This window comes from Sphingobium sp. (genome assembly GCF_041987595.1).
In the GTDB taxonomy this organism is placed as follows: domain Bacteria; phylum Pseudomonadota; class Alphaproteobacteria; order Sphingomonadales; family Sphingomonadaceae; genus Sphingobium.
The window spans coordinates 46,015-67,557 of record NZ_JBHIWJ010000011.1 but is presented as its reverse complement, the minus strand read 5'-3'; the positions used below and the strand labels follow the sequence as shown (position 1 = coordinate 67,557).

24 protein-coding genes are annotated in these 21,543 nt (G+C 65.3%); 3 read left to right on the top strand and 21 right to left on the bottom strand.

What is annotated here, in order from left to right:
- On the top strand, window positions 1–901 hold a 901-nt coding region (locus ACFC3J_RS05075; protein ID WP_375195122.1), incomplete at its 5' end, for a zinc-binding dehydrogenase.
- A 41-nt stretch (window positions 902–942) separates the two neighbouring features.
- Here ACFC3J_RS05075 and ACFC3J_RS05070 read toward each other — a convergent pair.
- Window positions 943–1,344, bottom strand: a complete 402-nt coding sequence (locus ACFC3J_RS05070; RefSeq protein ID WP_375195121.1) for a VOC family protein — start codon at window positions 1,342–1,344, stop codon at window positions 943–945.
- Between the two features lie 100 nt (window positions 1,345–1,444).
- On the opposite strand from ACFC3J_RS05070, the gene ACFC3J_RS05065 reads away from it, so the two are divergent.
- Window positions 1,445–2,527: a DUF1214 domain-containing protein gene (locus ACFC3J_RS05065; protein WP_375195120.1), complete on the top strand. Its 1,083-nt coding sequence runs from the start codon at window positions 1,445–1,447 to the stop codon at window positions 2,525–2,527.
- Window positions 2,524–2,985, top strand: coding sequence for a nuclear transport factor 2 family protein (locus ACFC3J_RS05060; protein WP_375195119.1), 462 nt, complete (start codon window positions 2,524–2,526; stop codon window positions 2,983–2,985). The genes ACFC3J_RS05065 and ACFC3J_RS05060 overlap by 4 nt, the downstream gene beginning before the upstream one ends.
- A gap of 52 nt (window positions 2,986–3,037) precedes the next feature.
- Here ACFC3J_RS05060 and ACFC3J_RS05055 read toward each other — a convergent pair whose 3' ends face one another.
- Genes ACFC3J_RS05055 through ACFC3J_RS04960 form a run of 20 tightly spaced genes read right to left on the bottom strand, consistent with a single transcriptional unit; the run spans window position 3,038 to window position 21,541 of the window.
- Window positions 3,038–3,985, bottom strand: coding sequence for an alpha/beta hydrolase (locus tag ACFC3J_RS05055; RefSeq protein ID WP_375195118.1), 948 nt, complete (start codon window positions 3,983–3,985; stop codon window positions 3,038–3,040).
- A gap of 1 nt (window position 3,986) precedes the next feature.
- Window positions 3,987–5,552 carry a FadD3 family acyl-CoA ligase gene (locus tag ACFC3J_RS05050; protein ID WP_375195117.1) on the bottom strand — a complete coding sequence of 522 codons (1,566 nt, stop codon included), beginning with the start codon at window positions 5,550–5,552 and terminating at the stop codon, window positions 3,987–3,989.
- On the bottom strand, window positions 5,549–6,721 hold the full coding sequence (locus tag ACFC3J_RS05045) for an acyl-CoA dehydrogenase family protein (protein ID WP_375195116.1): 1,173 nt from the start codon (window positions 6,719–6,721) through the stop codon (window positions 5,549–5,551). Before ACFC3J_RS05045 ends, ACFC3J_RS05050 begins: the two co-directional genes overlap by 4 nt.
- Window positions 6,722–6,724: 3 nt before the next feature.
- Window positions 6,725–7,927, bottom strand: coding sequence for an acetyl-CoA C-acyltransferase (locus ACFC3J_RS05040; protein ID WP_375195115.1), 1,203 nt, complete (start codon window positions 7,925–7,927; stop codon window positions 6,725–6,727).
- Window positions 7,928–7,941: 14 nt separating this feature from the next.
- Window positions 7,942–8,316: a nuclear transport factor 2 family protein gene (locus tag ACFC3J_RS05035; protein WP_375195114.1), complete on the bottom strand. Its 375-nt coding sequence runs from the start codon at window positions 8,314–8,316 to the stop codon at window positions 7,942–7,944.
- Window positions 8,317–8,321: 5 nt separating this feature from the next.
- Complete coding sequence (locus ACFC3J_RS05030) at window positions 8,322–8,783, bottom strand: MaoC family dehydratase (RefSeq protein ID WP_375195113.1); 462 nt, start codon at window positions 8,781–8,783, stop codon at window positions 8,322–8,324.
- Between the two features lie 4 nt (window positions 8,784–8,787).
- Window positions 8,788–9,579 (bottom strand): SDR family oxidoreductase, encoded by a 792-nt coding sequence (locus ACFC3J_RS05025; protein WP_375195112.1) that lies wholly within the window; start codon window positions 9,577–9,579, stop codon window positions 8,788–8,790.
- On the bottom strand, window positions 9,579–10,634 hold the full coding sequence (locus tag ACFC3J_RS05020; protein WP_375195111.1) for a zinc-binding alcohol dehydrogenase family protein: 1,056 nt from the start codon (window positions 10,632–10,634) through the stop codon (window positions 9,579–9,581). Before ACFC3J_RS05020 ends, ACFC3J_RS05025 begins: the two co-directional genes overlap by 1 nt.
- Window positions 10,631–11,719, bottom strand: coding sequence for an acyl-CoA dehydrogenase family protein (locus ACFC3J_RS05015; RefSeq protein ID WP_375195110.1), 1,089 nt, complete (start codon window positions 11,717–11,719; stop codon window positions 10,631–10,633). The genes ACFC3J_RS05020 and ACFC3J_RS05015 overlap by 4 nt, the downstream gene beginning before the upstream one ends.
- On the bottom strand, window positions 11,719–12,624 hold the full coding sequence (locus ACFC3J_RS05010) for an SDR family oxidoreductase (RefSeq protein WP_375195109.1): 906 nt from the start codon (window positions 12,622–12,624) through the stop codon (window positions 11,719–11,721). The genes ACFC3J_RS05015 and ACFC3J_RS05010 overlap by 1 nt, the downstream gene beginning before the upstream one ends.
- Before the next feature lie 13 nt (window positions 12,625–12,637).
- Window positions 12,638–13,084, bottom strand: coding sequence for a nuclear transport factor 2 family protein (locus ACFC3J_RS05005; protein ID WP_375195108.1), 447 nt, complete (start codon window positions 13,082–13,084; stop codon window positions 12,638–12,640).
- Complete coding sequence (locus tag ACFC3J_RS05000) at window positions 13,081–13,731, bottom strand: phenylacetic acid degradation protein PaaY (RefSeq protein ID WP_375195107.1); 651 nt, start codon at window positions 13,729–13,731, stop codon at window positions 13,081–13,083. Before ACFC3J_RS05000 ends, ACFC3J_RS05005 begins: the two co-directional genes overlap by 4 nt.
- A gap of 4 nt (window positions 13,732–13,735) precedes the next feature.
- Window positions 13,736–14,887, bottom strand: coding sequence for an acetyl-CoA C-acetyltransferase (locus ACFC3J_RS04995; protein WP_375195106.1), 1,152 nt, complete (start codon window positions 14,885–14,887; stop codon window positions 13,736–13,738).
- Window positions 14,880–15,911 carry an acyl-CoA dehydrogenase family protein gene (locus tag ACFC3J_RS04990; RefSeq protein ID WP_375195105.1) on the bottom strand — a complete coding sequence of 344 codons (1,032 nt, stop codon included), beginning with the start codon at window positions 15,909–15,911 and terminating at the stop codon, window positions 14,880–14,882. The genes ACFC3J_RS04995 and ACFC3J_RS04990 overlap by 8 nt, the downstream gene beginning before the upstream one ends.
- Before the next feature lie 11 nt (window positions 15,912–15,922).
- Window positions 15,923–17,077 (bottom strand): acyl-CoA dehydrogenase, encoded by a 1,155-nt coding sequence (locus ACFC3J_RS04985; protein ID WP_375195104.1) that lies wholly within the window; start codon window positions 17,075–17,077, stop codon window positions 15,923–15,925.
- On the bottom strand, window positions 17,077–17,826 hold the full coding sequence (locus ACFC3J_RS04980) for an enoyl-CoA hydratase family protein (protein ID WP_375195103.1): 750 nt from the start codon (window positions 17,824–17,826) through the stop codon (window positions 17,077–17,079). The genes ACFC3J_RS04985 and ACFC3J_RS04980 overlap by 1 nt, the downstream gene beginning before the upstream one ends.
- Window positions 17,827–17,840: 14 nt before the next feature.
- On the bottom strand, window positions 17,841–18,929 hold the full coding sequence (locus ACFC3J_RS04975) for an NAD(P)H-dependent flavin oxidoreductase (protein ID WP_375195102.1): 1,089 nt from the start codon (window positions 18,927–18,929) through the stop codon (window positions 17,841–17,843).
- The gene (locus ACFC3J_RS04970) at window positions 18,929–19,831 is read right to left on the bottom strand and encodes an enoyl-CoA hydratase (RefSeq protein ID WP_375195101.1); all 903 of its coding nucleotides are present in this window, start codon (window positions 19,829–19,831) and stop codon (window positions 18,929–18,931) included. Before ACFC3J_RS04970 ends, ACFC3J_RS04975 begins: the two co-directional genes overlap by 1 nt.
- A gap of 1 nt (window position 19,832) precedes the next feature.
- Window positions 19,833–20,630, bottom strand: a complete 798-nt coding sequence (locus tag ACFC3J_RS04965; RefSeq protein WP_192665983.1) for a ketoacid CoA transferase — start codon at window positions 20,628–20,630, stop codon at window positions 19,833–19,835.
- 11 nt (window positions 20,631–20,641) lie between these two features.
- Entirely contained in the window at window positions 20,642–21,541 is a 900-nt protein-coding gene (locus tag ACFC3J_RS04960; RefSeq protein WP_375195100.1) for a CoA transferase subunit A, read from the bottom strand.
- Between the last annotated feature and the right edge of the window lie 2 nt (window positions 21,542–21,543).

The following is a 21,543-nucleotide window of genomic DNA, read 5'->3' as shown; positions in this document are numbered from 1 at the left end:
GGCGGCGGGTGAGGTGTTGGAACTGGGACAGGGGGTCGAGGGCTGGGCCGTGGGCGACCGCGTGACCATCGGCACCCAGACGCCGTGCGGCCAATGCCGGGAATGTCGCCGCGGCGAGCCGCATAATTGCGACATCAACTGGGGCTTTGCGCCCAATTTCCCCTTTGCAATGGATGGCAAGCCAGTGGCCTCCTTCGCCAATGTCTCCTCCTTCGCCGGAGAGGTCGTGGTGAAGGCGTCGCAACTCTTCGCCATTGACGACATGCCGCCGGAACAGGGGGCACTCATCGGGTGCGCCGTTTCAACCGGCGTCTGCGCGTCGCGGGTGCTGGGTCAGGTGCGCGCGGAGGACAATGTGGTGGTGTTTGGCGTCGGCGGGATCGGCGTGAACGCCATTCAGGGCGCGGCGCGCATCGGTGCGCATGTGATCGCCGTCGATGCCAATCCGGCCAAGGAAACGGCGGCGCGACAATTCGGTGCGTCCGCCTTCATGCTGGCCGATCCGGCGCAGGACAGTGCGTCTGCCGCCGCGGCGCTGGCGCGGGACCACGGCCCCATCGATCTGGTTGTCGAATGCAGCGGCGCAGTCGGCGCCATCGAAACGGCGCTCCGCTGCACGAAGCGCGGCGGGCGCGTGGTGCTGATCGGCATGTCGCGGTCGGGCGCGCAGGCGGCGCTGCCGCTCGACAGCTTCCTTTTGGGCGGTGCGGTGATCGCTACGATGAACGGCGGCGCCTTGCCCGACCGCGATTATCCGGAACTGATCGCGCAGGCGCGGGACGGGCGGCTGAATCTCGCCGATCAGGTCAGCGGCGTGTGGCCGCTGGCCCGGATCGCGGAGGCGATCGCCGCGCTCAAGGCCGGGGAAGTAACCCGCGCGCTGGTCGATCATGAGGTTTGAGAGCCTGTCGGGAGAGGGTTTCCAAACAGGCTCCGGGCGGCTCAGGCGCCGATCTGTTGCAGCAGTTCGATCCGGTGACCGAGCGGATCGAGGATGAAGGCCAGCCGCAGGCCATGTTCGGGGACGTCGGTGGCGGGAATGTCGATGGTGGCGCCCGCCGCCGTCGCGCGGGCGAGGGCGGCGTCGAGATCGGCGACCATGAAGCCGGTCGTCGCCTCGCCCGGCGTCGGGCAGGCGGCATTGGGATAGCTGATGATGATAAGATTGGGGGCGGGCGGTCGCGATCCGGGCAGCGCGAGGATCACTTCATGCATCAGCCGCTCGCCCTCACCGAAATTTACCCGGCCGACGACCTCCAGCCCCAGCGCGGCGGTGTAAAAGGCTTCGGCGACGGCAATGTCCTTGACCTCGATCTTGGTGAAGCTGAACGCCTGAACCGTCATAATTCTCTCCTTTAGTTACGCATATGAACGAAAAAATTTGCGTTACATCGTGCAAATATACGATAAATCGTCAATCAAATACGCATATGAGGAGATGGCCATGGGCGACGGCAAGGAGTTGCGGCTATCCGCAACCTGGCGGAATTTTTGCGAGCAGCTCGCGCAGGCGGGCGAAGTGCTGGACCGGCCCAGCGCGCCCGGCACCGCGATCGATCAGGCCGAAGGGCTGCGTTATCTCTCGCGCCTGACCCGCACCGCGCTCAACATGCTGGTCGATTCGAGCGATCCGGATTTTCCGCGCATCTTCCTGCTGACGGACGACGCCATCAAGATCGGTGCCGACAATCCTGACAATCTCTATCAGCAGATCGTCGTGCGCGGCGACCGCGACTATCGCATCACGGGAACGCGCAACAGCGTGCCCTATTTCTCGATAGGGTCGAAGGCGAACCGTTACGCGATCGACGGCACCATGGCCTCGACCGGAGAGATCGAGTTGGCCGACATGGCGATCGCCCCTGACGGCAGTTTCGAAATCATCGTCAGCAAAACGGAAAAGCCCGGCAACTGGCTGCCCATGGCCGACGACACGACCTTGCTCATCATTCGTCAGACCTTCAACGACAAGCGGACCGAAGTGGCCGCCGATGTCCGGATCGAACGGATCAGCGAGGGACCGGCCGTTCCCGCGATCCTCTCGCCCGAAACCATAGAGGTGCAGCTCGCGGGTGCGGCGGCCTGGGTGCGCGGCACGGCCAACACCTTTGCCGACTGGAGCCAGTGGTTCATGGAAGAACCCAATCGCATCTATGAGGGGAAGGACCAGTCCGTCTATCAACGGGCGGGCGGTGATCCGAAAATCTGGTATGGCCATATCTATTATGATCTCGCGCCCGGTGAAGCGCTGGTCATCACCGCAAAGCCGCCCGAATGCCGCTTCTGGAATTTCCAGATCGACAATTGGTGGATGGAATCGATGGACCATGTGAACCGCAAGGTCTGGGTCAACGGCGCGCAGGCGAAATATGAGGCGGACGGCAGCGTCATCCTCGTCTGCGCCGACCGCGACCCCGGCTATGGCAACTGGATCGATCTGTCGGGCCATCGCAGCGGCACGGGGCTTTGGCGCTGGATCGAGGCGACGGACCATCCGGTGCCCCAATGCAAGGTGGTACAGCTTTGACCGATCCCCTCGCGGCGCGCATCGCCGCGCTGGAGGATCGGGAGGCCATTCGCGATCTCATCGCCCGCTATGGTCCGCTCGCCGATAGCGGCGACTGCGCGGGCGCGGCGGCGCTATGGACCGAAGACGGAATTTACGAGGTCGGCGGCTTCGGCAGCTATCAGGGGCGCACCGCGATCCGGGCGCTGCTGGAAGGCGAAAGTCATCAGCAGCTGATCCACGGCGGCGCGGCGCATGTGCTCAGTCCGCCGGTCATCGATCTCGACGGTGACCGGGCGGCGGCGCGCACCTATTCGGTGGTGTTCCGGAAGGCCGAAGACGGCTGGGAAGCGCATCGCGTGTCGGCCAATCTCTGGCAACTCATGCGAACCGCAGAGGGGTGGAAGGTCGCCTGCCGCATTAACCGGCTGCTCGACGGGTCGGCGGATGCACGCGCGCTGATTGCCCGCATGTCATAAAAAGAACGGCGCCATCCTGCCGGACGGCGCCGTTCCTTCCCCTGAAATCGGATCAGGCGTCCTGACGAACCGCCGCGAACTGCTTCTGCGCAAAGGCGCAGGCGTCGGCCATCGCCGCCTGCGCGCCCGGCAGGAAGCCCAGCCACGACACGAAGCCATGGACCATGCCGGGATAGCGCTTCACCTCGACCTCGACACCCGCTTGTTCCAGTACCGGGCCATAGGCTTCCACAGCGTCGCGGATCGGATCGCATTCGGCGCTGGCGATGAAGGTGGCGGGCAGGCCGACATGGCTTGCCGCTTTCATCGGGCTGGCGCGGAAATCCTCATAATCGGACTCGTCCCTGATGTGCAGTTCCCAGAAATAATGGGCATCGTCCATGCGCAGAACGGGACCGTTGGCGAACTCGATCGCCGATCCCTCTTCGGGGATCGGATGGATGCCAGGACCATACCAGTTCAAAACCGCCGCCAGTGTCGGCGCGCCTGCCTGTTTGGCGAGCAGGGCGCAGGCGCTGGCGATCACGCCGCCCGCGCTGTCGCCCGCCACCCCCATCAGCGCCGCGTCGCCGCCCAGCTCCGCCGCATGGGCCGCCGCCCATTGTACCGCAGCCCAGCCGTCCTCGAAGGCCGCTGGGAATTTATGTTCGGGCGCCAGACGATAATCGACAGAGATCACGACGCTTCCGGCTCCCCCGGACAGCCCGCGCGCGATCATGTCCTGCGTGTCGAGATCGCCGACGACAAAGCCGCCGCCATGGAAATAGGTGATGATCGGGAAGGGGCCGGCGCCTTCGGGGGTATAGATACGCACCGGAATGTCGCCCGCAGGGCCGGGGATCGTGCGGTCGCTGACCGAGGCCAGGGTCACGGGCGGCGGTGGGAGCCGGGTGGAGCTGGACCGCACGGCCTCCCGCAGCGCATCGACCGGGAAATTGCGCACGGGCGGCCATTCGGGCTGACCTGCGAACATCGCTTCGAGTTGAGGGTCCAGAGGCATCCTATTTCTCCTGTTGTTCCAGATCGCGGAGCGCGGTGCGAAGCACCTTGCCCCCGGCATTTCGGGGCAGGGCATCGACGAAGGCCACCTGACGCGGCGCCTTGTAATTGGCCATATTCTCGCGTGCCCAGCCAATGATTTCGCGTTCGCTCGCTTCCGCACCGGGACGCAGCACGACGAAGGCCTTGCCGACTTCGCCCAAACGCTCGTCGGCTATGCCGATCACCGCCGCCATCTCGATTGCCGGATGGGCGGAAAGCAGCTTCTCGATCTCGGCCGGATAGCAGTTGAAGCCGCCGGAAATGTACATGTCCTTCTTCCGGTCGGTAATCGCCAGATAACCGCGTTCGTCCAGCACGCCGATGTCCCCGGTGTGCAGCCACCCGTCCGCGTCGATCGCCTCGGCCGTGGCCTTGGGATCGTCCAAATAGCCCTTCATCACCGAATGGCCGCGCACCCAGAATTCGCCCGCCTGCCCTGTCGGCACATCGCGCCCTTCTTCATCGACGCAGCGCACCTCGATGCCGGGCATCGGCAGACCGCAGCTATGCGCCACCGTTTCGGCATCGTCGCCCTGGCAGGTCATGCAGATGACGCCGCATTCGGTCATGCCATAGCCGTTGACGATGTTCGACATGCCCAATTCATGCCGCATCCGTTCGACCAGCGAGGGCGCAACCGGCGCCGCGCCCGTCACCGCGACGCGCAGCGAGGAAAAATCGCGGGGCTTGTCGCCCGCCAGTTCCTGCAGCAGCGTCAGATAGATGGTCGGCGGCCCCGGCAGGAAGCTGATGCGGTTCTGTTCGATCTGCCGCACCATTTCGGCGCCGTCGAACATCGCCATCGGCACGATCGTCGCGCCGCGGGTGAAGCAGTTCACCCACCCCGCCTTGTAGCCGAAGGTGTGGAAGAAGGGGTTGACGATCAGATAGCGGTCGCCTTCGCGCAGGTCGACGCGCACTGCCCAGTCGCCGAAGGTCTGTACGACCTGCCGATGGGTCGTCAGCGCTCCCTTGGGTCGTCCGGTCGTGCCGGAGGTGAAAATGATGTCGCTCAGGTCGTCGCCTGACAGCCGGGCAAAGGCTTCGTCGACCGCCGGGTCGTCGCTGCCCTTGCCGCGCCCCAGAAAGGCCTCGAAACCCGTATCGGTGTGGATGATGGCCTGCAGATCGGGCAAATCCTCGCCCGCCAGCAGCGCCTTATAGTCCGTGCCCAGGAAATCCTGCGGCGCGAACAGCAGCCTGGCATGGCTGCGGCGCAATATGTCGGCGGCTTCCTGCCCCTTGAAACGGGTGTTGAGCGGCACGATCGCCGCTCCGACGATATGCGCGCCCAACGCCGCGATGATCCATGCCCGGCAATTGGGCGCCCAGATGCCAATCCGGTCGCCATGGCCGACGCCATGCGCCAGCATGGCGGAAGCGGACGCCCGCGCATCGGCCCAGATCTTCGCAAAGGTCCAGCGCTTTTCCCCTTCGATCAGGCCGACCGCATAGGGCCAGCGCTCCGCCGCCGCCTTCGCGGCGTGCGGTATCGTTTCGGGCCATGTCCCCATCGCTTCGGTCATTTTCCACGCGGCTCCCGCGGCAGGCCGAGTCCCCGCTCGGAGATGATGTTGCGCTGGATCTGGTCCGTGCCTGCATAGATGGTATCGGACCGGCTCATCAGATACATGGTGGTCAGGCTGTCGAAACGCTCTTCATCGACGCCGATCTCGCCTTCCTGTCCCAGCACGTCCATCGCCAGTTCGCCCAGCGCCTTGTGCCATTGCGACCAGTAGAGCTTGTAGGTGTAGCCCGCGCCGGACAGTTCCGCGCCCTCGCCGTCCGACAGCATGCGCAGACCATTGTAGCGCATGACCTTCAGACCCGCATGGGCCTGCGCGATCTTCTGCCGGATCACCGGGTCCTTCGCCTTGCCATTGGCCTTGGCGACGGCGATGATCTCGTCCAGTTCGTTGCGGAAATGCATCTGTTGGGCGAGGGTGGACACGCCGCGCTCGAAACCGAGCAATGCCATGGCCACCTTCCAGCCGTCGCCTTCCTCGCCGATCCGGTCGATTGCCAGCGCTTCCGCACCGTCGAAGAAGACCTCGGCAAATTCGGCCTCGCCCGTCATCTGCCGGATCGGCCGGGCATCGACGCCCGGCTGGTCCATCGGCACCATCAGGAAGGACAGGCCCTTGTTGCCCACGCTGCCCGGTTCGGTGCGGCAGACGACGAAGCACCAGTCGGCGATCACGCCCATCGACGTCCAGATCTTCTGCCCGTCGATGATGTAGCGGTCGCCCTCCAGCCGCGCCTTGGTCTTGACGTTGGCCAGGTCCGATCCCGCGCCCGGTTCCGAATAGCCCTGACACCAGATTGCCCGGCCATGCGCGATGTCGGGCAGAAAGCGTGCCTTCTGATCCTCGTTACCCATCGCCAGCAGCGTCGGGCCGAGCAGCTCGACGCCCAGATGGCCCGCGCGCGGGGGTCCCTTGGCGCGGGCATATTCCTCGGCGAAGATGATCTGCTGGGCGATGGACGCATCGCGCCCACCCCATTGCTCCGGCCAGCCGACGACGCTCCATCGCGCTTCGCCCAGCGCGGCTTCCCAGGCGCGGCGTTCCTCGACATTGTCGACCTGGTTGGTCTGGCCACGGATCGACTTGAAGGGGCCGGACAACTGGCCGTTCAGCCAGTCGGCGGCCTCTTCGCGAAAGGCCTTGAGTTCAGGGGCGAAGGCAAGCTGCATGGATCAGGCGACCTCGAACAGACCGGCCGCGCCCATGCCGCCTGCGACGCACATGGACACGACGACATATTTGACGCCCCGGCGCTTGCCCTCGATCAGGGCATGGCCGACCAGACGCGATCCGGTCATGCCGAACGGATGGCCGATGGCGATGCCGCCGCCGTTGACGTTCAGCTTTTCCGGGTCGATGCCCAGCTTGCGCTGGCAATAGACGGCCTGGCTGGCAAAGGCTTCGTTGATTTCCCAAAGGCCGATATCGTCGATCTTGAGACCGGTGCGCTCCAGCAGTTTGGGGATCGCGAAGATCGGACCGATGCCCATTTCATCCGCGCCGCAACCGGCAACCTGGAAGCCCCGATATACGCCCAGGATCGGCAGTCCTTCCTTCTGCGCGGTGGCCAGGTCCATGACGACCTGCGCCGATGCGCCGTCGGACAGCTGGCTGGCATTGCCCGCGGTGATGTGGCGGCCTTCCTTGACGACGTCGCCATTCTTGAAGACCGGCTTCAGTTCCGACAGCTTCTCATAGGTGGTGCCGGCGCGGATGCCCTCATCCCTGGTGAGCGTCAGCTCCTCCTTGCCGGTTTCATTGCCTTCCTTGTCGAACAGCGCCTTGGTGACGGTGATCGGCACGATTTCGTCGTCGAACCTGCCCGCTTCCTGCGCGACGGCGGCGCGCTGCTGCGACAGGGCGGCGAAACGGTCCTGATCCTCGCGGCTGATGCCATAGCGGTCGGCCACGATCTCCGCCGTCTCGATCATCGCCATATAGGCATAGGGATCGTGGGCCTTCACCCATTCGGAGCGGTTGCGGAAATTGGGATAATGTTTGTCGATCGTCAGCGACACATTCTCCGTGCCGCCCGACAGCGCTACGTCGATTTCATTGGCGATGATGCCGCGCGCCGCGAAGGCGAGGGCGTTGAGGCCGGACGAGCATTTGCGATCCATCGCAAAGCCGGCAGTGGTGTCGGGCAGGACGGAGCCATGCACGGCCAGACGGCCGATATTGTAGCTCTGCGTGTTCCACTGGTTGGCGCAGCCCATATAGACGTCGTCGATGCGGGCCGGGTCGATGCCCGCGCGGGCGATTGCCGCGTCGACGACATGCGCCGCCATGCGGGGCGCCTCGGTGTCGTTGAACGCGCCCCGATAGGCCTTGCCGACGCCAGTGCGGGCGGTGGAGATGATGGCTGCTTCACGCATCGAACAATCCTTTATCAAAAACCGTGCATGTTGGTGGGACCCCAGAAGGCCCGCATTTCGACGACCTCATTGGCTTCGTTGAAGCGGAAGGTGTCGATCACGTCGATGCGCTTGGGGCTGCCGTCATAGTTCAAATTCACCGAAAAGGGGAAAACCGCATAGTCCCCCGCGATCCGGACAGGTCCCTCCAGCTTCAGCTTTGCGCCGGTCTTCATGCTTTCGGCATAGAAGGCGCGCACCGCTTCGCGGCCGTTGTGGATCGGGCTGCCGATCGGATCCTCGACCGTGCAGTCCTGCGCATAGAGCGCCGCCACCTGATCGGCGCTTCCCGCCTCGAACGCGGCGACATAGGCGTGAACGGCGGCTTCCATCTTCACTGGATCGGGCATGGCTTTTACTCCGGAAAATAACGGGTGATGGCGTCCACCACGAGCGCGGGCTTTTCTTCGCCCTCAATCTCCACGGTGATGCGGATCACGCATTGAATGGTGTCGCCCTTGGCGATTTCAGCCGACTGGATGACCCCCGTTCCGCGAATGCGCGATCCTGCCTTTACCGGCGTCAGGAAACGCGTGCGATCCATGCCGACGTTGAGACCGTTCCTGAACCCGCGCACGTCGATCATCTGCGGCATGAACAGGTTGGTGAGCGAAAGCGTCAGATAGCCATGTGCGATGGTCGCGCCGAACGGGCCATCCTTGGCGCGCTCCGGATCGACATGGATCCACTGATGATCGCCGGTGCAGTCGGCAAAGGCGTTGATCCGGTCCTGCTCGATCGTCAGCCATTCGCTCGGGTGGAGCGGCGTTCCTTCCTTGCCGATCAGATCGCGGGGGGATTGGAAGATCAGGGCCATCGGATCAGGCCCTCTGGCTCGACACGGAGACGATTTCGCCGGTCATGTAGGACGACAGCTCGCTCGCAAGGAACATCATGACATTGGCGATTTCCCATACTTCGGCGGGGCGCTTGAAGGCTTCCTTCTCCACCAGCAGGTCCAGCGCCTCCTGCGTCGTCACCTTGGCGAGGAAGGGGTGCATGGCGAGCGACGGCGCGACCGCGTTGATGCGCACGCCATGTTCGGCCGCCTCGATCGCGGCGCAGCGGGTGAAGGCCATGACGCCTGCCTTGGCGGCGGCATAATGGGCCTGCCCCTTCTGTGCGCGCCAGCCGAGCACCGACGCGTTATTGACCATCACGCCCGACTTGGCGGCATACATGGACGGCAGGAAGGCGCGGGTCATGCGGAACAGGCTGGTCAGCGTGACGTCGAACACGCGGCTCCACTGCTCGTCGGTCATGTCGACAATGTCGGCTTCGCCGCCCAGACCCGCATTGTTGATGAGAACGTCCACGCGCCCAAGGGCGGCCAGCGACGCGTCGCGCAGGCCCTGCACGGCCTGTTCGTCGGTGACGTCGCATACGAAGGTCGCTGGCCGCTCCACGCCCGCCTCATCGGCGATCCGGTCGGCGGCTTCGCCAAGGCGGCGTTCGTGGAAATCGCTGATCAGCAGCTTTGCGCCTTCTTCTGCCGCGCGCTTGGCCGCCGCAAAGCCGATGCCGGTGCCGGCCGCCGCCGTCACCACCACGGTCTTGCCCGTCAGCAGGCCGCGCGGGGTGGGGTAGGGGGGAACGGGAACAGTCGCTGCCATTATACCAGGTCCTTGCAAGTTGCGGGGGCCATCGCCGCCCGGTCGGGATTGGGGTCCACCGCCAGCACGATCTTGCCGCGCACATGGCCGTCGCGCACGCGCTCCATGGCGGCTGCGGCGTCCGCCAGCGGCAGGATGTCCAGCGGCGGCGGAGTGATCGCGCCATCGTCGATGGCCGTGACAAGAGCTGCCAGATGCTCCTTCAGCCGGTCGAAACTGGCAGAGGCGCGGATGGCGGTTATGCCGCGGGCGGCAAAGCTGCCGGCATCGGGCAGCGCCTCCTGCGGCAGCATGGTTTCGATCGCCACATAGCGGCCGCCGGGCCGGATGAGGCTCGCCGGATCGCACAGGCTCCCCTGACCCACCGTATCGAGGATCAGGTCGACGCCCTCGGGCGCCCATTGCGCGAGCCGCTCGGACACGGCTTCGCTGCGATAATCGATCGCGCAATCAACTCCGGCGGCGCGGAGCAGCGCCTGATTGTCCGGACCTGCGGTCGCGGCGACAATGGCGCCGGCCGCCCTGGCGATCTGGATGGCGAACAGTCCGGTCCCGCCGGACCCGCCATTGACCAATATGCGCTCGCCCGCCTCGGCCTTGCCCTGGGTCAGCAGCGCCTCGCGCGCAGAAATCCCGGCCACCGGGATCGTCGCCGCCGCCGCGAGGGAGAGGCTGTCAGGCAGGCGGACGGCATGGGCCGCAGCGGCGATCGCATAATCGCTCCATGTGCCGCCGCGCCCCAGCGGCAGGCCGGACATGAACGCTATCCGATCGCCGGGCGTGAACGCGTCGACGCCCTCGCCCAGCGCGACGACGGTGCCCGCGCCGTCGAAACCCGGCACCAGCGGCAAAAACCCTTGGGGCAGGAAGGGAAGGAAGCCCGCGCACGCCTTCCAGTCGGCCGGATTGACGCCCACCGCCGCCATCCGGACCAGCATCTCGCCCGCACCCGGAACAGGCACGGGCAAGGACCGGCGCCGGATCGCCTCCGGCCCGTCGAAGCCGTCCATTGCCATGGCCTGCATGGAGGAGGGGAGGGCGGCGGCTGCCGTCATGCGGCGGCTTTCTCTCCGTCCAGCAGCAGTGCCGCAAGCGCTTCGCGATGCGCGTCGGCTGATCCCAGCCAGCTGGCCGAAGCCCGCGCCCGCTTGAAATAGAGATGCGCGTGATGTTCCCAGGTAAAACCGATGCCGCCATGCAGCTGGATCGCGTCGCCGCTGATCGAGCGATAGGCGTCGGACGCATAGGTGCGCGCCACATGGCATGCTTCGGCCAGTTCCTCGCCATTCTCGTCAATGGCGGCGGCGGCATAATAGGCGGCCGATCGCGAGGCTTCCGCCAGCAGCATCATGTCCGCCAGCATATGCTTATAGGCCTGAAAAGAGCCGATCAGCCGCCCGAACTGGACGCGCTGCTGGGCATAATCCACCGTCGCGTCGAGGCTATATTGCATGCCCCCGGTCTGTTCGGCGGCGAGAAGACCCGCGCCGATGGTCAACACCCGCTCGATGGCCGCCTGCGCGCCGCCGGGCGCGCCCAGCACCATGTCCGGCGTCACTGCGCAATCGAAGGTCAGCGTCGCGAAGCGGCGGGTCCGGTCGAGGCCGGGCAAGGCTTCTACGGTCAGACCCGGCGTGCCCGCTTCCAGCACCACCAGACTGCCGTCCGCTGTGGCGACGACGATCAGGTCCGCCACATGGGCGAAGGTCACGAAATCGGCCGTCCCGGTCAACCGGGCGCCCGAAAGGGTTGGGCGCCCGGCCGTTCCGGCGAAACAGGCGCGGGTCCCCGACGCCAGACGAGGGAGGAGTGTCGATTTCTGACCCTCATCCGCCGCGGCGAGCACCGCCTGCACTGCCAGAACCGCAGTTTCAAAAAAGGGGACAGGCGCCAGACAACGGCCCGTCTCCTCCAGCACCAGCGCCATTTCCACCGCGCCCAGCCCCAGCCCGCCAAATTCCTCCGGCACCATCAGCCCGGCGAAACCCATTTCGGCCGCCAGGCTCTGCCACAGCCCTTCATCAAAGCCGCTGCTCCCCTCCACAGCGGCCCGGATCACATCGGGATTGGCGGCATCGGTCAGGAAGTCGCGGGCGGCTTCCTGAATGGCGCGCTGGTCGTCGCTGAGCGCGAAGTCCATCAGGCGGCTCCGTAGACCGGCTTGGCGGGTTCGCGGGTTTCCAGCAGCTTGCGGACGATCGGGTCCAGCTCGCTCGCCTCGAAACGCGCGCCCTTTTCGTAAGCCGGGCTGTCGGTCCAGCCCTGCGAAAGGAAGATGGTGCCGCCCTTGAGTTCAAACACCTGCCCGGTCACGCCCTTCGACTGCGCCGACACCAGATAGGCGACCAGCGGCGCCATATTTTCAGGCGCGAAGACGTCGAACTCGCCGGCCTTCGCGTCCATGTCGAACGCGCCGGTATCGGTCATGCGGGTGCGGGCGTTGGGGGCCAGCGCATTGGCGGTGATGCCCAGACGGCCCAGCTCCGCCGCCTGCACCAGCGTCAGCCCGGCGATGCCCGCCTTGGCGGTCGAATAGGCCGACTGGCCGACAGAACCCTGAAGGCCCGCGCCAGACGTGGTATTGATGATCCGCGCATCGACCGGATTGCCCGCCTTGGCTTGAGCGCGCCAATATTCGGCGGCGTGACGGCTGGTGCAGAAATGGCCGCGCAGGTGGACGCGGATAACCGCATCCCATTCCTCGGGCGAGCAGGTGAAGAACATGCGGTCGCGCACGAAGCCCGCATTGTTGACCACGGCATGCAGCGCGCCGAAGCTGTCGAGCGCCTGTTCCACCATGCGCTTGCCCGCATCCCAGTCGGCGACGTCGTCGGTGTTGGCCACCGCCTCGCCGCCCATGGCGCGGATCTCGTCGACCACCATTTCGGCAGCGCCCTTGGTCGCGCCCGCCTCGCCATGGGTGCCGACGCCCAGATCATTGACCACGACCTTGCAGCCTTCCGCCGCCAGACCCAGCGCATAGGCCTTGCCGAGGCCATTGCCCGCCCCGGTCACGATCGCAACACGTCCTTCGCAAATACCCACTTCAGTCACTCCTTCATTGCGCCGGGACAGGGATCAGCAGATGCTGGCTGAGGTCCCCCACCAGATCGAGCAGCGAATAATCGCGCTCGGAAAAATGCCATTGCCCGTCCACCCGGACGAAGGCGTCATGGTAGCGGCCTGCGCAGATCGCCTGCAAAGGCAGCTCCGGCGTGGCCTGAAAAACCGTGTAATAGGACCGGCAGGTCGCCGTCCCCGCTTGCTCGTCCACTTCGACGATGGGATTGGTGACGACATGCCTGGTGCGCGGCGTGCCGCAGGGATAGAGGCGGACATGGGCGCGCCAGAGCGCCAGCATGGGCGCCGACCCTTCCACAACTTCGCCGCCGCCGGTCCTGATCCGGGCGCGGGTGAACAGGGCCGCGACATTTTCCAGATCGCCCGCGTCCATCAGTTCGGCATAGCGGTAGAGGAGGTTGGTGATCTGCGTCGCGCTGCTCATGCCTTGTCCTCCGCGCCGGCTACCCGGCGTTCGCGTTCCGCGGCGGTCTTGCCCGTCAGGCGCACGGCGATGGCGTCGGACGCGATGCGCCGGGCCTGCCGGTCCGCATCCGCCTCATGGAGCGGCTCCGCCTCGACCAGCCCGGTCAGAGCCTCCCGCGTCAGCTTCTGATATTCGCCCTCGCCATCGTTGCGCCATGTCACCTGATGCGGTTCGAAGCTCTTGACGACCTTCGCCGGATTGCCCGCCACCAGGCTGCGCGGCGGGGTCTCCATGTCGGACTTCACCAGCGCGAGCGCCGCCACCAGATTTTCCGGCCCGATCACCGCATTGTCCAAAATCACCGCATTCATGCCGATCAGCGCGTTCTCGCCGATTTCGCAGCCATGGATGATAGACCCGTGCGCAATGGTCGCGCCGCGCCGGATGATCGTGTCGCGCAGCTGGTTGGCATGCACCGTCACGCTGTCCTGGATCGAGCTGTCGCCCTCCACGATGATCCGCCCGAAATCGCCGCGCAGGGATGCACCGGGCGCGATGAAGCAGCCCGGCCCGACGATCACGTCGCCGATCAGCGACGCCAGCGGATGGACGTAGCTGGTCGGATCGACGACGGGAACGATCCCCTGATAGGCGTAGCAGGGCATGCCCTTACAGCCGCTCTATGATGGTGACGTTCGCCTGACCGCCGCCTTCGCACATGGTCTGGAGCCCATAGCGGCCGCCCGTGCGCTCCAGCGCGCCCAGCAGCGTGGTCATCAGCCGGGCGCCGGTGGCGCCGATCGGATGACCCAGCGCGATCGCGCCGCCCTGCACATTGACCTTCTCATGCGGAATGTCGAGTTCCTTCATCCACGCCATGGTGACGCTGGCAAAGGCTTCGTTGCATTCGAACAGGTCGATGTCGCTGATCGACATGCCCGCCTTCTTCAGCGCATATTGCGTTGCCGGGATCGGGCCGGTCAGCATCCACACCGGGTTGGCCGCGCGCACCGACAGGTGATGAATGCGGGCGCGGGGCGTGAGGCCATATGCCTTCACCGCCTTTTCACTGGCGATGAGGAGCGCGGCGGCCGCGTCGCAATTCTGGCTGGCGATACCCGCGGTGATGATGCCGCCCTCATTGACGGGCTTCAATGTGGAGAGCCCCTCCAGTGTCGTCGTCGGGCGGATGGTCTCATCTTTCGCCAGCCCTTCAAGGGCCACGACTTCCTTGTCGAACCAGCCATTGTCCCATGCGGCCTGTGCGCGCTGGTGGCTGGCGAGGGCGAATTTTTCCATCTCCGCGCGGCTGATCTGCCATTTTTCGGCGATCATCTCCGCGGATTTGATCTGGTTGACCTCTTCCATGCCATAGCGCTCGACCCAGCCCTTCGAACCATGGAAGGGGCTGTCGAAGCCATATTGGGCGCCCGCGATCATGGCCGCCATGATCGGAATCTGGTTCATCGCCTGGCTGCCGCCCGCGACCACCAGATCCTGCGTGCCGCTCATCACGCCCTGCGCGGCGAAGTGGACGGCCTGCTGCGACGATCCGCACTGGCGGTCCACGGTGACGCCGGGCACTTCCTCGGGCAGGCCTGCGACCAGCCACGCGGTGCGGCCGATGTCGCCTGCCTGACCGCCGATGGTTTCGGTGCAGCCCCAGACCACATCCTCGACCATCGCCGGGTCGATACCCGTGCGCTTCACCAGTTCACGGATCGGGTGCGCGCCCAGATCCGCCGGGTGGACATGGGCCAGACTGCCCTTTTTGCGGCCCACGGGGCTGCGGACGGCGTCGACGATATAGGCTTCAGGCATGTTTGATCTCTCGTGCGAAGGTCTGGTCCGGCCCCATGGGCTGGGCGAAGATGCGCGCCGCGATCCGCGCGCGGTGGAAAGCGGGGGTGCCCCATGTCTGCGTCAGCGCAAGGGCGCGCTTCAGGAACAGGTGGACATCGACTTCCCAGCTGTAACCCATGGCGCCATGCACCTGGATGGAGGCGCGGGCCGCCTTGTCGGCGGCTTCCAGCGCGACCAGCTTGGCGTGGCTGACTCGGGCGCGGGCCTGAACGTCGCGGGCGCCGATCTCGGCCGCAGCCGCCGCGACGACGGGCTTGGCGAATTCGATCGCGACCTGCGCGGAGGCAAGATGATGCTTGACCGCCTGATAGCTGCCGATGGGCTTGCCGAACTGCTGCCGTTCCTTGGCATAGTCCACGGCGAGATCGACCGCACGCTGGGCGAGGCCAAGGCCCATGGCGGCATTGAACAGCGCCGCGCGGTCCAGCGCCAGATCCCAGTCGGCCTTGCCCAGCGCTGTGGCGTTCTCCGGGTTCCACTCCACCTTGAACAGGCGGCGGAAGGGATCGATGCTGGGCTGCGCCACCAGCGTCACCTGATCGGGCGTCGCGAGATAAGCCTCGCCGTCCTTTTCCAGCAGGATCGCTGCCGCGCTGTCGGCATGGGCGACATAGGGGTTGGCGGGGTGCGCAATCGCAATGGTCGCCGCGGGATCGGCCAGCAGCTCATGCTCCGGCGCCAGCGCGGCGAGCATGGGCGCCGCGACGCCCGCGCTTTCCACCAGCGGTTCGGGCAGGGCGACATAGCCCGCTTCCTGCGCGATCAGGGCGAAGTCGGTTTCTGCAAGGCCGATGCCGCCCGCGCTTTCGGGCAGCAGCACCAGCGTCAGGCCGGTTTCGACGATCGAGGCCCAACGGGCGTCGTCCCGCGCCACGCCCGTTTCCATCATCTTGCGCCAGTGATCGGGCGTGCAACTGTCGGCAAAGAGCGTCCGTGCCGTTTCCGCGAACATCTGCTGTTCGTCGCTGAGGGTGAAGTCCATGTCCGCCCTCCTTAGCGCGGGAGGCCGAGCATGCGCTCGGCGATGATGTTGCGCTGGATCTCGTTCGATCCGGCATAGATGGGTCCGGCGAGCGCGAAGATATAATCGTCGATCCAGTCGACGGGGTTCGCGTCCGGCGCCTCATGCGTCAGCTCGGCGGCGGGGCCGAGGATGGCGAGCGCGGTCTGGGTCAGGTGAATGTCCAGCTCCGACCAGAAGATCTTGTTGGTGGATGCTTCCGGCCCGATCTTCGCCCCGGCCATCAGGCGGGAGGCCGTCTGGTAGATGTTGAGCGCATAGGCGTCCGCATTCATGTGTGCGCGCACCACATCGGCTTCCAGCGCGGGATCGGCCGTTTCCTTGTTGGTCTGCCACAGCTTCGCCAACTTCGCCGCCGCGACCTGATAGCGGGCAGGGGAGCGCAGCATCAGGCCGCGCTCGAAACCGGCGGTCGCCATGCAGATGTGCCAGCCCTGTCCCTCGTCGCCCAGCCGGTTGAAGGCGGGGACGCGGACATTCTCCAGGAAGATTTCGGCGAAGCCGACATGGCCGTTGATCTTCTTGATCGCATTGACCGTCACGCCCGGCGCGTCGAGCGGGAAGAAGATGAGGCTCATCCCCTTGTGGCGCTCGCTGCCCGGTTCGCGGAACAGGCCAAAGGCCCAGTCGGCGAACACGGCGCGGCTCGACCAGATCTTGTGGCCGTTGAGGATATAGTCGTCACCTTCGCGGACGGCGGTGGCGCGCACCCCGGCAAGGTCCGATCCTGCCTGCGGTTCCGACCAGGCCTGCGCCCAGATTTCCTCGCCCGACGCCATTTTGGGCAGGAAGCGCTGCTTCTGTTCATGCGTGCCGAATTCGATCAGCGTGGGACCCAGCAGGAAGATGCCGTTCTGGTTGACCCGCCCCGGCGCGCCCGAACGATAATATTCTTCCTCGAAGATCAGCCACTGGATCAGGTCCAGCCCCCGGCCGCCATATTCGACCGGCCATGTCACCATGCCCCAGTCGCCCGACTTCAGCGTCTTTTCCCATTCCCGATGCGCCTCGAATCCCTCGCGGGTCGCATCGAAATGCTCCAGCGGGGCCTTTGGCACATGCGCTTCCAGCCATGCCCGCACTTCGGCGCGGAATGCCAGTTGTTCGGGGGTATAAGTCAGGTCCATCAGAATTTCGCCGCGCCCTTGCCGTCCACGAAGGCGTCGCGCGCCTTCTGGCTGTCCTCATGCATGTACATTTCGAGCGTGAAGCCCTGCTCGATGCGATAATGGGCCGACGGATCGGTCGGCTCGATCAGGTTCAGCGCCTGCTTGGCGATGACCAGCGCGGCGCGGCTCTTGGACGCGATGACCTCGCAGAAGGCATAGGCCTCGTCCTTCAGCTGCGCCAGCGGCACCACCTTGTGGATCGATCCGTGGCGATGGGCATCCTCGACCGGGATTCTTCCGCCAGTGAAGAAATTGGCGCGCACCATCTGGACCGGCAGCATGCGGCTCATGAAGGCCGCGCCGCCCATCGCGCCGCGATCGATTTCGGGCAGCGAGAAATAGGCGCCCTCCGCCGCGATCAGCGCGTCGCACGCGCCGGCAATGTTGACGCCGCCGCCGATGACGAAGCCGTGCAGCGCGCCCACGACCGGGATCGCGCATTCGCGGATCGCCTTGAAGGTCAGGTAATTGTCCTTGTTCAGCTTGGCGATGCGTTCGGGGTGGGCCTGCATCTCCTTGATGTCGACGCCGCCGCAAAAGCCGCGCCCCTCGGCGCGGATCAGGATGCAGCGCACATCCTCATTGGCCGCCGCCTCGTAAACCAGCGCGGGGATCGATTCCCAGCCCTTGGTGTCGAAGGCGTTGACCGGAGGATGGTCGAACAGGATTTCGGCGATCCGGTCCTTGATGGTGAGCGTAATCGGCATTGATCTTCCTCCCCTTAGGCCGCCGGAACGGCTTCGCGGCCCATGGCGGCGAGCGCGTTCAGCCGGTCGTGCGCCTCGCTGACGATGCGATCGACCAGTTCCTGGCAGCTTGGTATTTCAACGATGCGACCGCCGACCACGCCGGTCGCCATCACGCCATGTTCGATATCGCCGTCGACCACCGCCTTCTGGATCAGCATCGGCATGGTCGCGGCCATCATGGCCTGCTTCAGCGGCACCTGACCATGGCCGGTCATGCCCTTGGCCGACTTGATCATGTCCAGCCAGCTCGCCCCGCTCAGCTTCTTCATCGCGGCGCTCGCCTCAAGGGCGCGCAGCCACATGCCGAGTTTCCCCGACTTTTCGATCCTGTCCATCAGTCTGGTGCGCACCATCCGCTGCGGAATGCCGTCCAGCTTGGTGGTGACGACGATGCGGTCGGTCGAAGCCTTCAGATATTCCGCCTTTGCGCTGTCGGGCACCGGGCTTTCCTTCGTCAGCAGGAAGCGCGTGCCCATGGCGATCCCCACCGCGCCATAGGCCAGCGCCGCCGCCAGCCCCCGCCCGTCGGCAAAGCCGCCGCTGGCGATCACCGGCACGTTCACCGCATCCAGCACCTGCGGCAGCAGCACCGTGGTCGGTACGGAGCCGGTATGCCCGCCGCCTTCGCCGCCCTGCACATTGACCATGTCGACGCCCAGCTCGACCATCTTCTGCGCATGCTTGACCGCTCCCACGGTGGGCACGCAGAGGATGCCCGCATCCTTGAAGCGCCCGATCATCTTGGCGTTCGGTCCGCGTCCGAAGCTGACGGCGCGCACCTGATCCTTGTTGGCCAGGATCAGTTTGACGATCTGGTCGGCGCCGGGCTGGAAGCTGTGGAAATTGACGCCGAACGGCCTGTCCGTTCCCCGCCGCACCGTCAGGATCTTCTCCCGAGCCTCTTCCGGCGTCATCACCGCCGCGCCCAGAAAGCCGAAGGCCCCGGCATTGCTGGAACCGATGACGAGCGAGGGTTCGGCGACCCAGCCCATGGCGGTCTGGATGATCGGCCAGCGGCAGCCCAGCCGCTCGGTCATGATGGTGTGCAGCGGTTCGCCCATTATTCGCTCGCCTGCTTCTTGTTCGCCTCGGCCATCTTCTTGGCGTCGAGACCCGCGATGGAACTGCCCTGCGTCAGATCATTCTGGGCATGGGCGAAGTGGTGCATATGATATTGCGCCTCCATCGCGTTGCGTTTGCCCATCAGCTCCTCGACATGGTTGATCGCCTGCTTGGTCAGCCAGTTGCCAAGGCGCGGCTGCGCCACCAGCTTGGCCGCCATCGCCGCCACCGTCTCGCGCAGCGCTTCACGGGACACGACCTTGTTCACCATGCCGAACTGTTCGGCGCGCTGCGCGGTCATGCGCTCGCCCAGCAGCAGGAATTCCTTGGCGACGCGCGGCGGCAGCTCATAGGCATGGGCGAAATATTCGACGCCCGGAATGCCCATGCGATTGACCGGGTCCTGGAAGAAGGCATCGTCCGAAGCGACGATCAGATCGCAGACCCATGCCAGCATCAGCCCGCCCGCGACGCAGGCGCCCTGCACCATGGCGATGGTCGGCTTGGCCACGTCGCGCCAACGGCGGCACATGCCGACATATTGCTCCTTCTCGCGGGTATAGAGCAGTTCCGCCGCCGGCTTGTTGACATGGCCCGGCACCAGCAGCCGGTTGTCGAAATGCCTGTGTACATCGCGACCCGGCGTGCCGATGTCATGGCCGGCGGAAAAATGCTTGCCGTTGCCGCCCAGCACGATGCAGCGGACGTCATCGTCGTTCGAGGCCCTGATGAAGGCGTCGTCGAGCGCATAGGTCATCTGGCCGTTCTGGGCATTGTTGAAGCCCGGACGGTTCAGCATGATCCATGCGACATTGTCGATCACCTCATAGGTGACCGGCTCTTCGGTCTCGTAGACGATGTCGACCTTTTGCGGTTCGACCAGACGATCGGCTTCGTTCATCTCAGGCTGCCTTCCTGTCTCCGGCCGGATTGTCCTTGAACACGCTGGCGCGGACATTGTTGGGATCGACCTTCGCAATGATCGCCAGCTGTTCTGCCGTCGGCGCGGGCGTGGTCGGGATCTCGTCGGCGATCTTCGCCAGCGGGAAGCCCGTATTGTCCTGCACTTCCTCGAAAGTGACGCCCGGATGCAGCGAAATCACGCGGATCTGATGGTCCGGACCGCCAAAGTCCATCACGCACAAATTGGTGATGATGCGGCGCAGATCCAGACCCTTGGGCGGCTGGCCATTGCGATAGCGCGCCGGGTTGTAGCCCGCCATGCAGACGAAATCGACCTCGCCTTCCACGAACGCGCGCTTGTTGTGGTTCGGGAAGAAGAAGCTGTTGGGATGGCTGATCGAGTTGCCCGGAAAGCCGCGGGCGCCCAGCATCGCCGCCTTGGGCTTCTTGTGATCGCCGATGACGGAAATGTTCGCCTGACCGTAGCGGTCGATCTGCACCGGGCCGACCAGCGCGTGACGGCGGCCGCTCCACAGGGCGGAAAAGACGCGATCATAATTGGCGATGCCTTCAAATTCCGGTTCGGCGGCGCGCTTGCCTGGGCCGACAGGCTCGCTGGTATACCAGCATTCGCCGTCCGTCGTCTGGATCGCGGGCGCAAAGCTCAGCTTGGCCAGACCAGCGCCGATGCGGGGCAGGGGACCAATGCCGGTTGCCATCACCTCGCCGTTCTCGCGCCATACCTCGGCGCAGGCAACGATGACGAGTTCGGCGAGCGAATAGGAGTTCTGGGTCATTTCGATCTCGCTCAGTAAATGGGGACAGGAAGCTGCATGACGGCTTCGGCGCCGCCGACCGCAGCCTGATAGTCGGCCTCGGACACGTCGACGAACTTCGCCTTGTACTCAGCCCATGCTTCGGGCGAGGCAGCGCTCTCGACATAGGTTTTGATGTGCTTCAGATCGAGCTGATAGTCCGGATCGGCGCTGCTGGGATGCGCGCCCAGCGGCGCTTGCGCCACGCCGTCGATCATGGCGCGCTCGACCAGATTGTAGCGGCTGTTCGCCTTCATGTTCAGCTCGGCCGTCGGCACGATCTTCTCGACCGTGGCGAAGCTCCTTTTCGCGGCGCGCACCAGCAGTTCGTCGAACAGCGAATCCTTGCTCAGCGTCAGCAGATTGCCCTTTTCGTCCGAACGATGCGCATGGATCAGCGCAACGTCGGGCACCAGCGCAGGCATGGCGACCAGTTCTTCGCCATCCTCATAGGGGCTCTTCACGAATTTGAAGTCGAAGCCCGACTGGTTGATGATGTCGGTGCCGATGCCGACGCGGGTGGGCAGGAAGGGCAGCTTCATCGCACCGGCGCGCAGGCCCCAGTGATACATGCCCTCATCCAGCTCCAGCACCTCGAAGGCCCCGGCCTGACGCGCATTGCGGAAATGCGGTTCCAGCGGGAAATGATCGAGGCTGGCAAAGGCGAAGACCAGCTTGCGGATCTTGCCGGTGGCGGCCAGCAGGCCAATGTCCATACCGCCATAGCCCGCCATGACGGTCAGGTCCTTCAGGTTCGACCGCGCAATCGCGCGGACGAGCGCCATCGGCTTGCGCCGGGTAGCCCAGCCGCCGAAGCCGATCGTCATCCCGTCGGAAAGTTGGTCGACGATGTCGTCAACCGTCATGCGCTTGTCGAGCATAATGTCAGTCATCC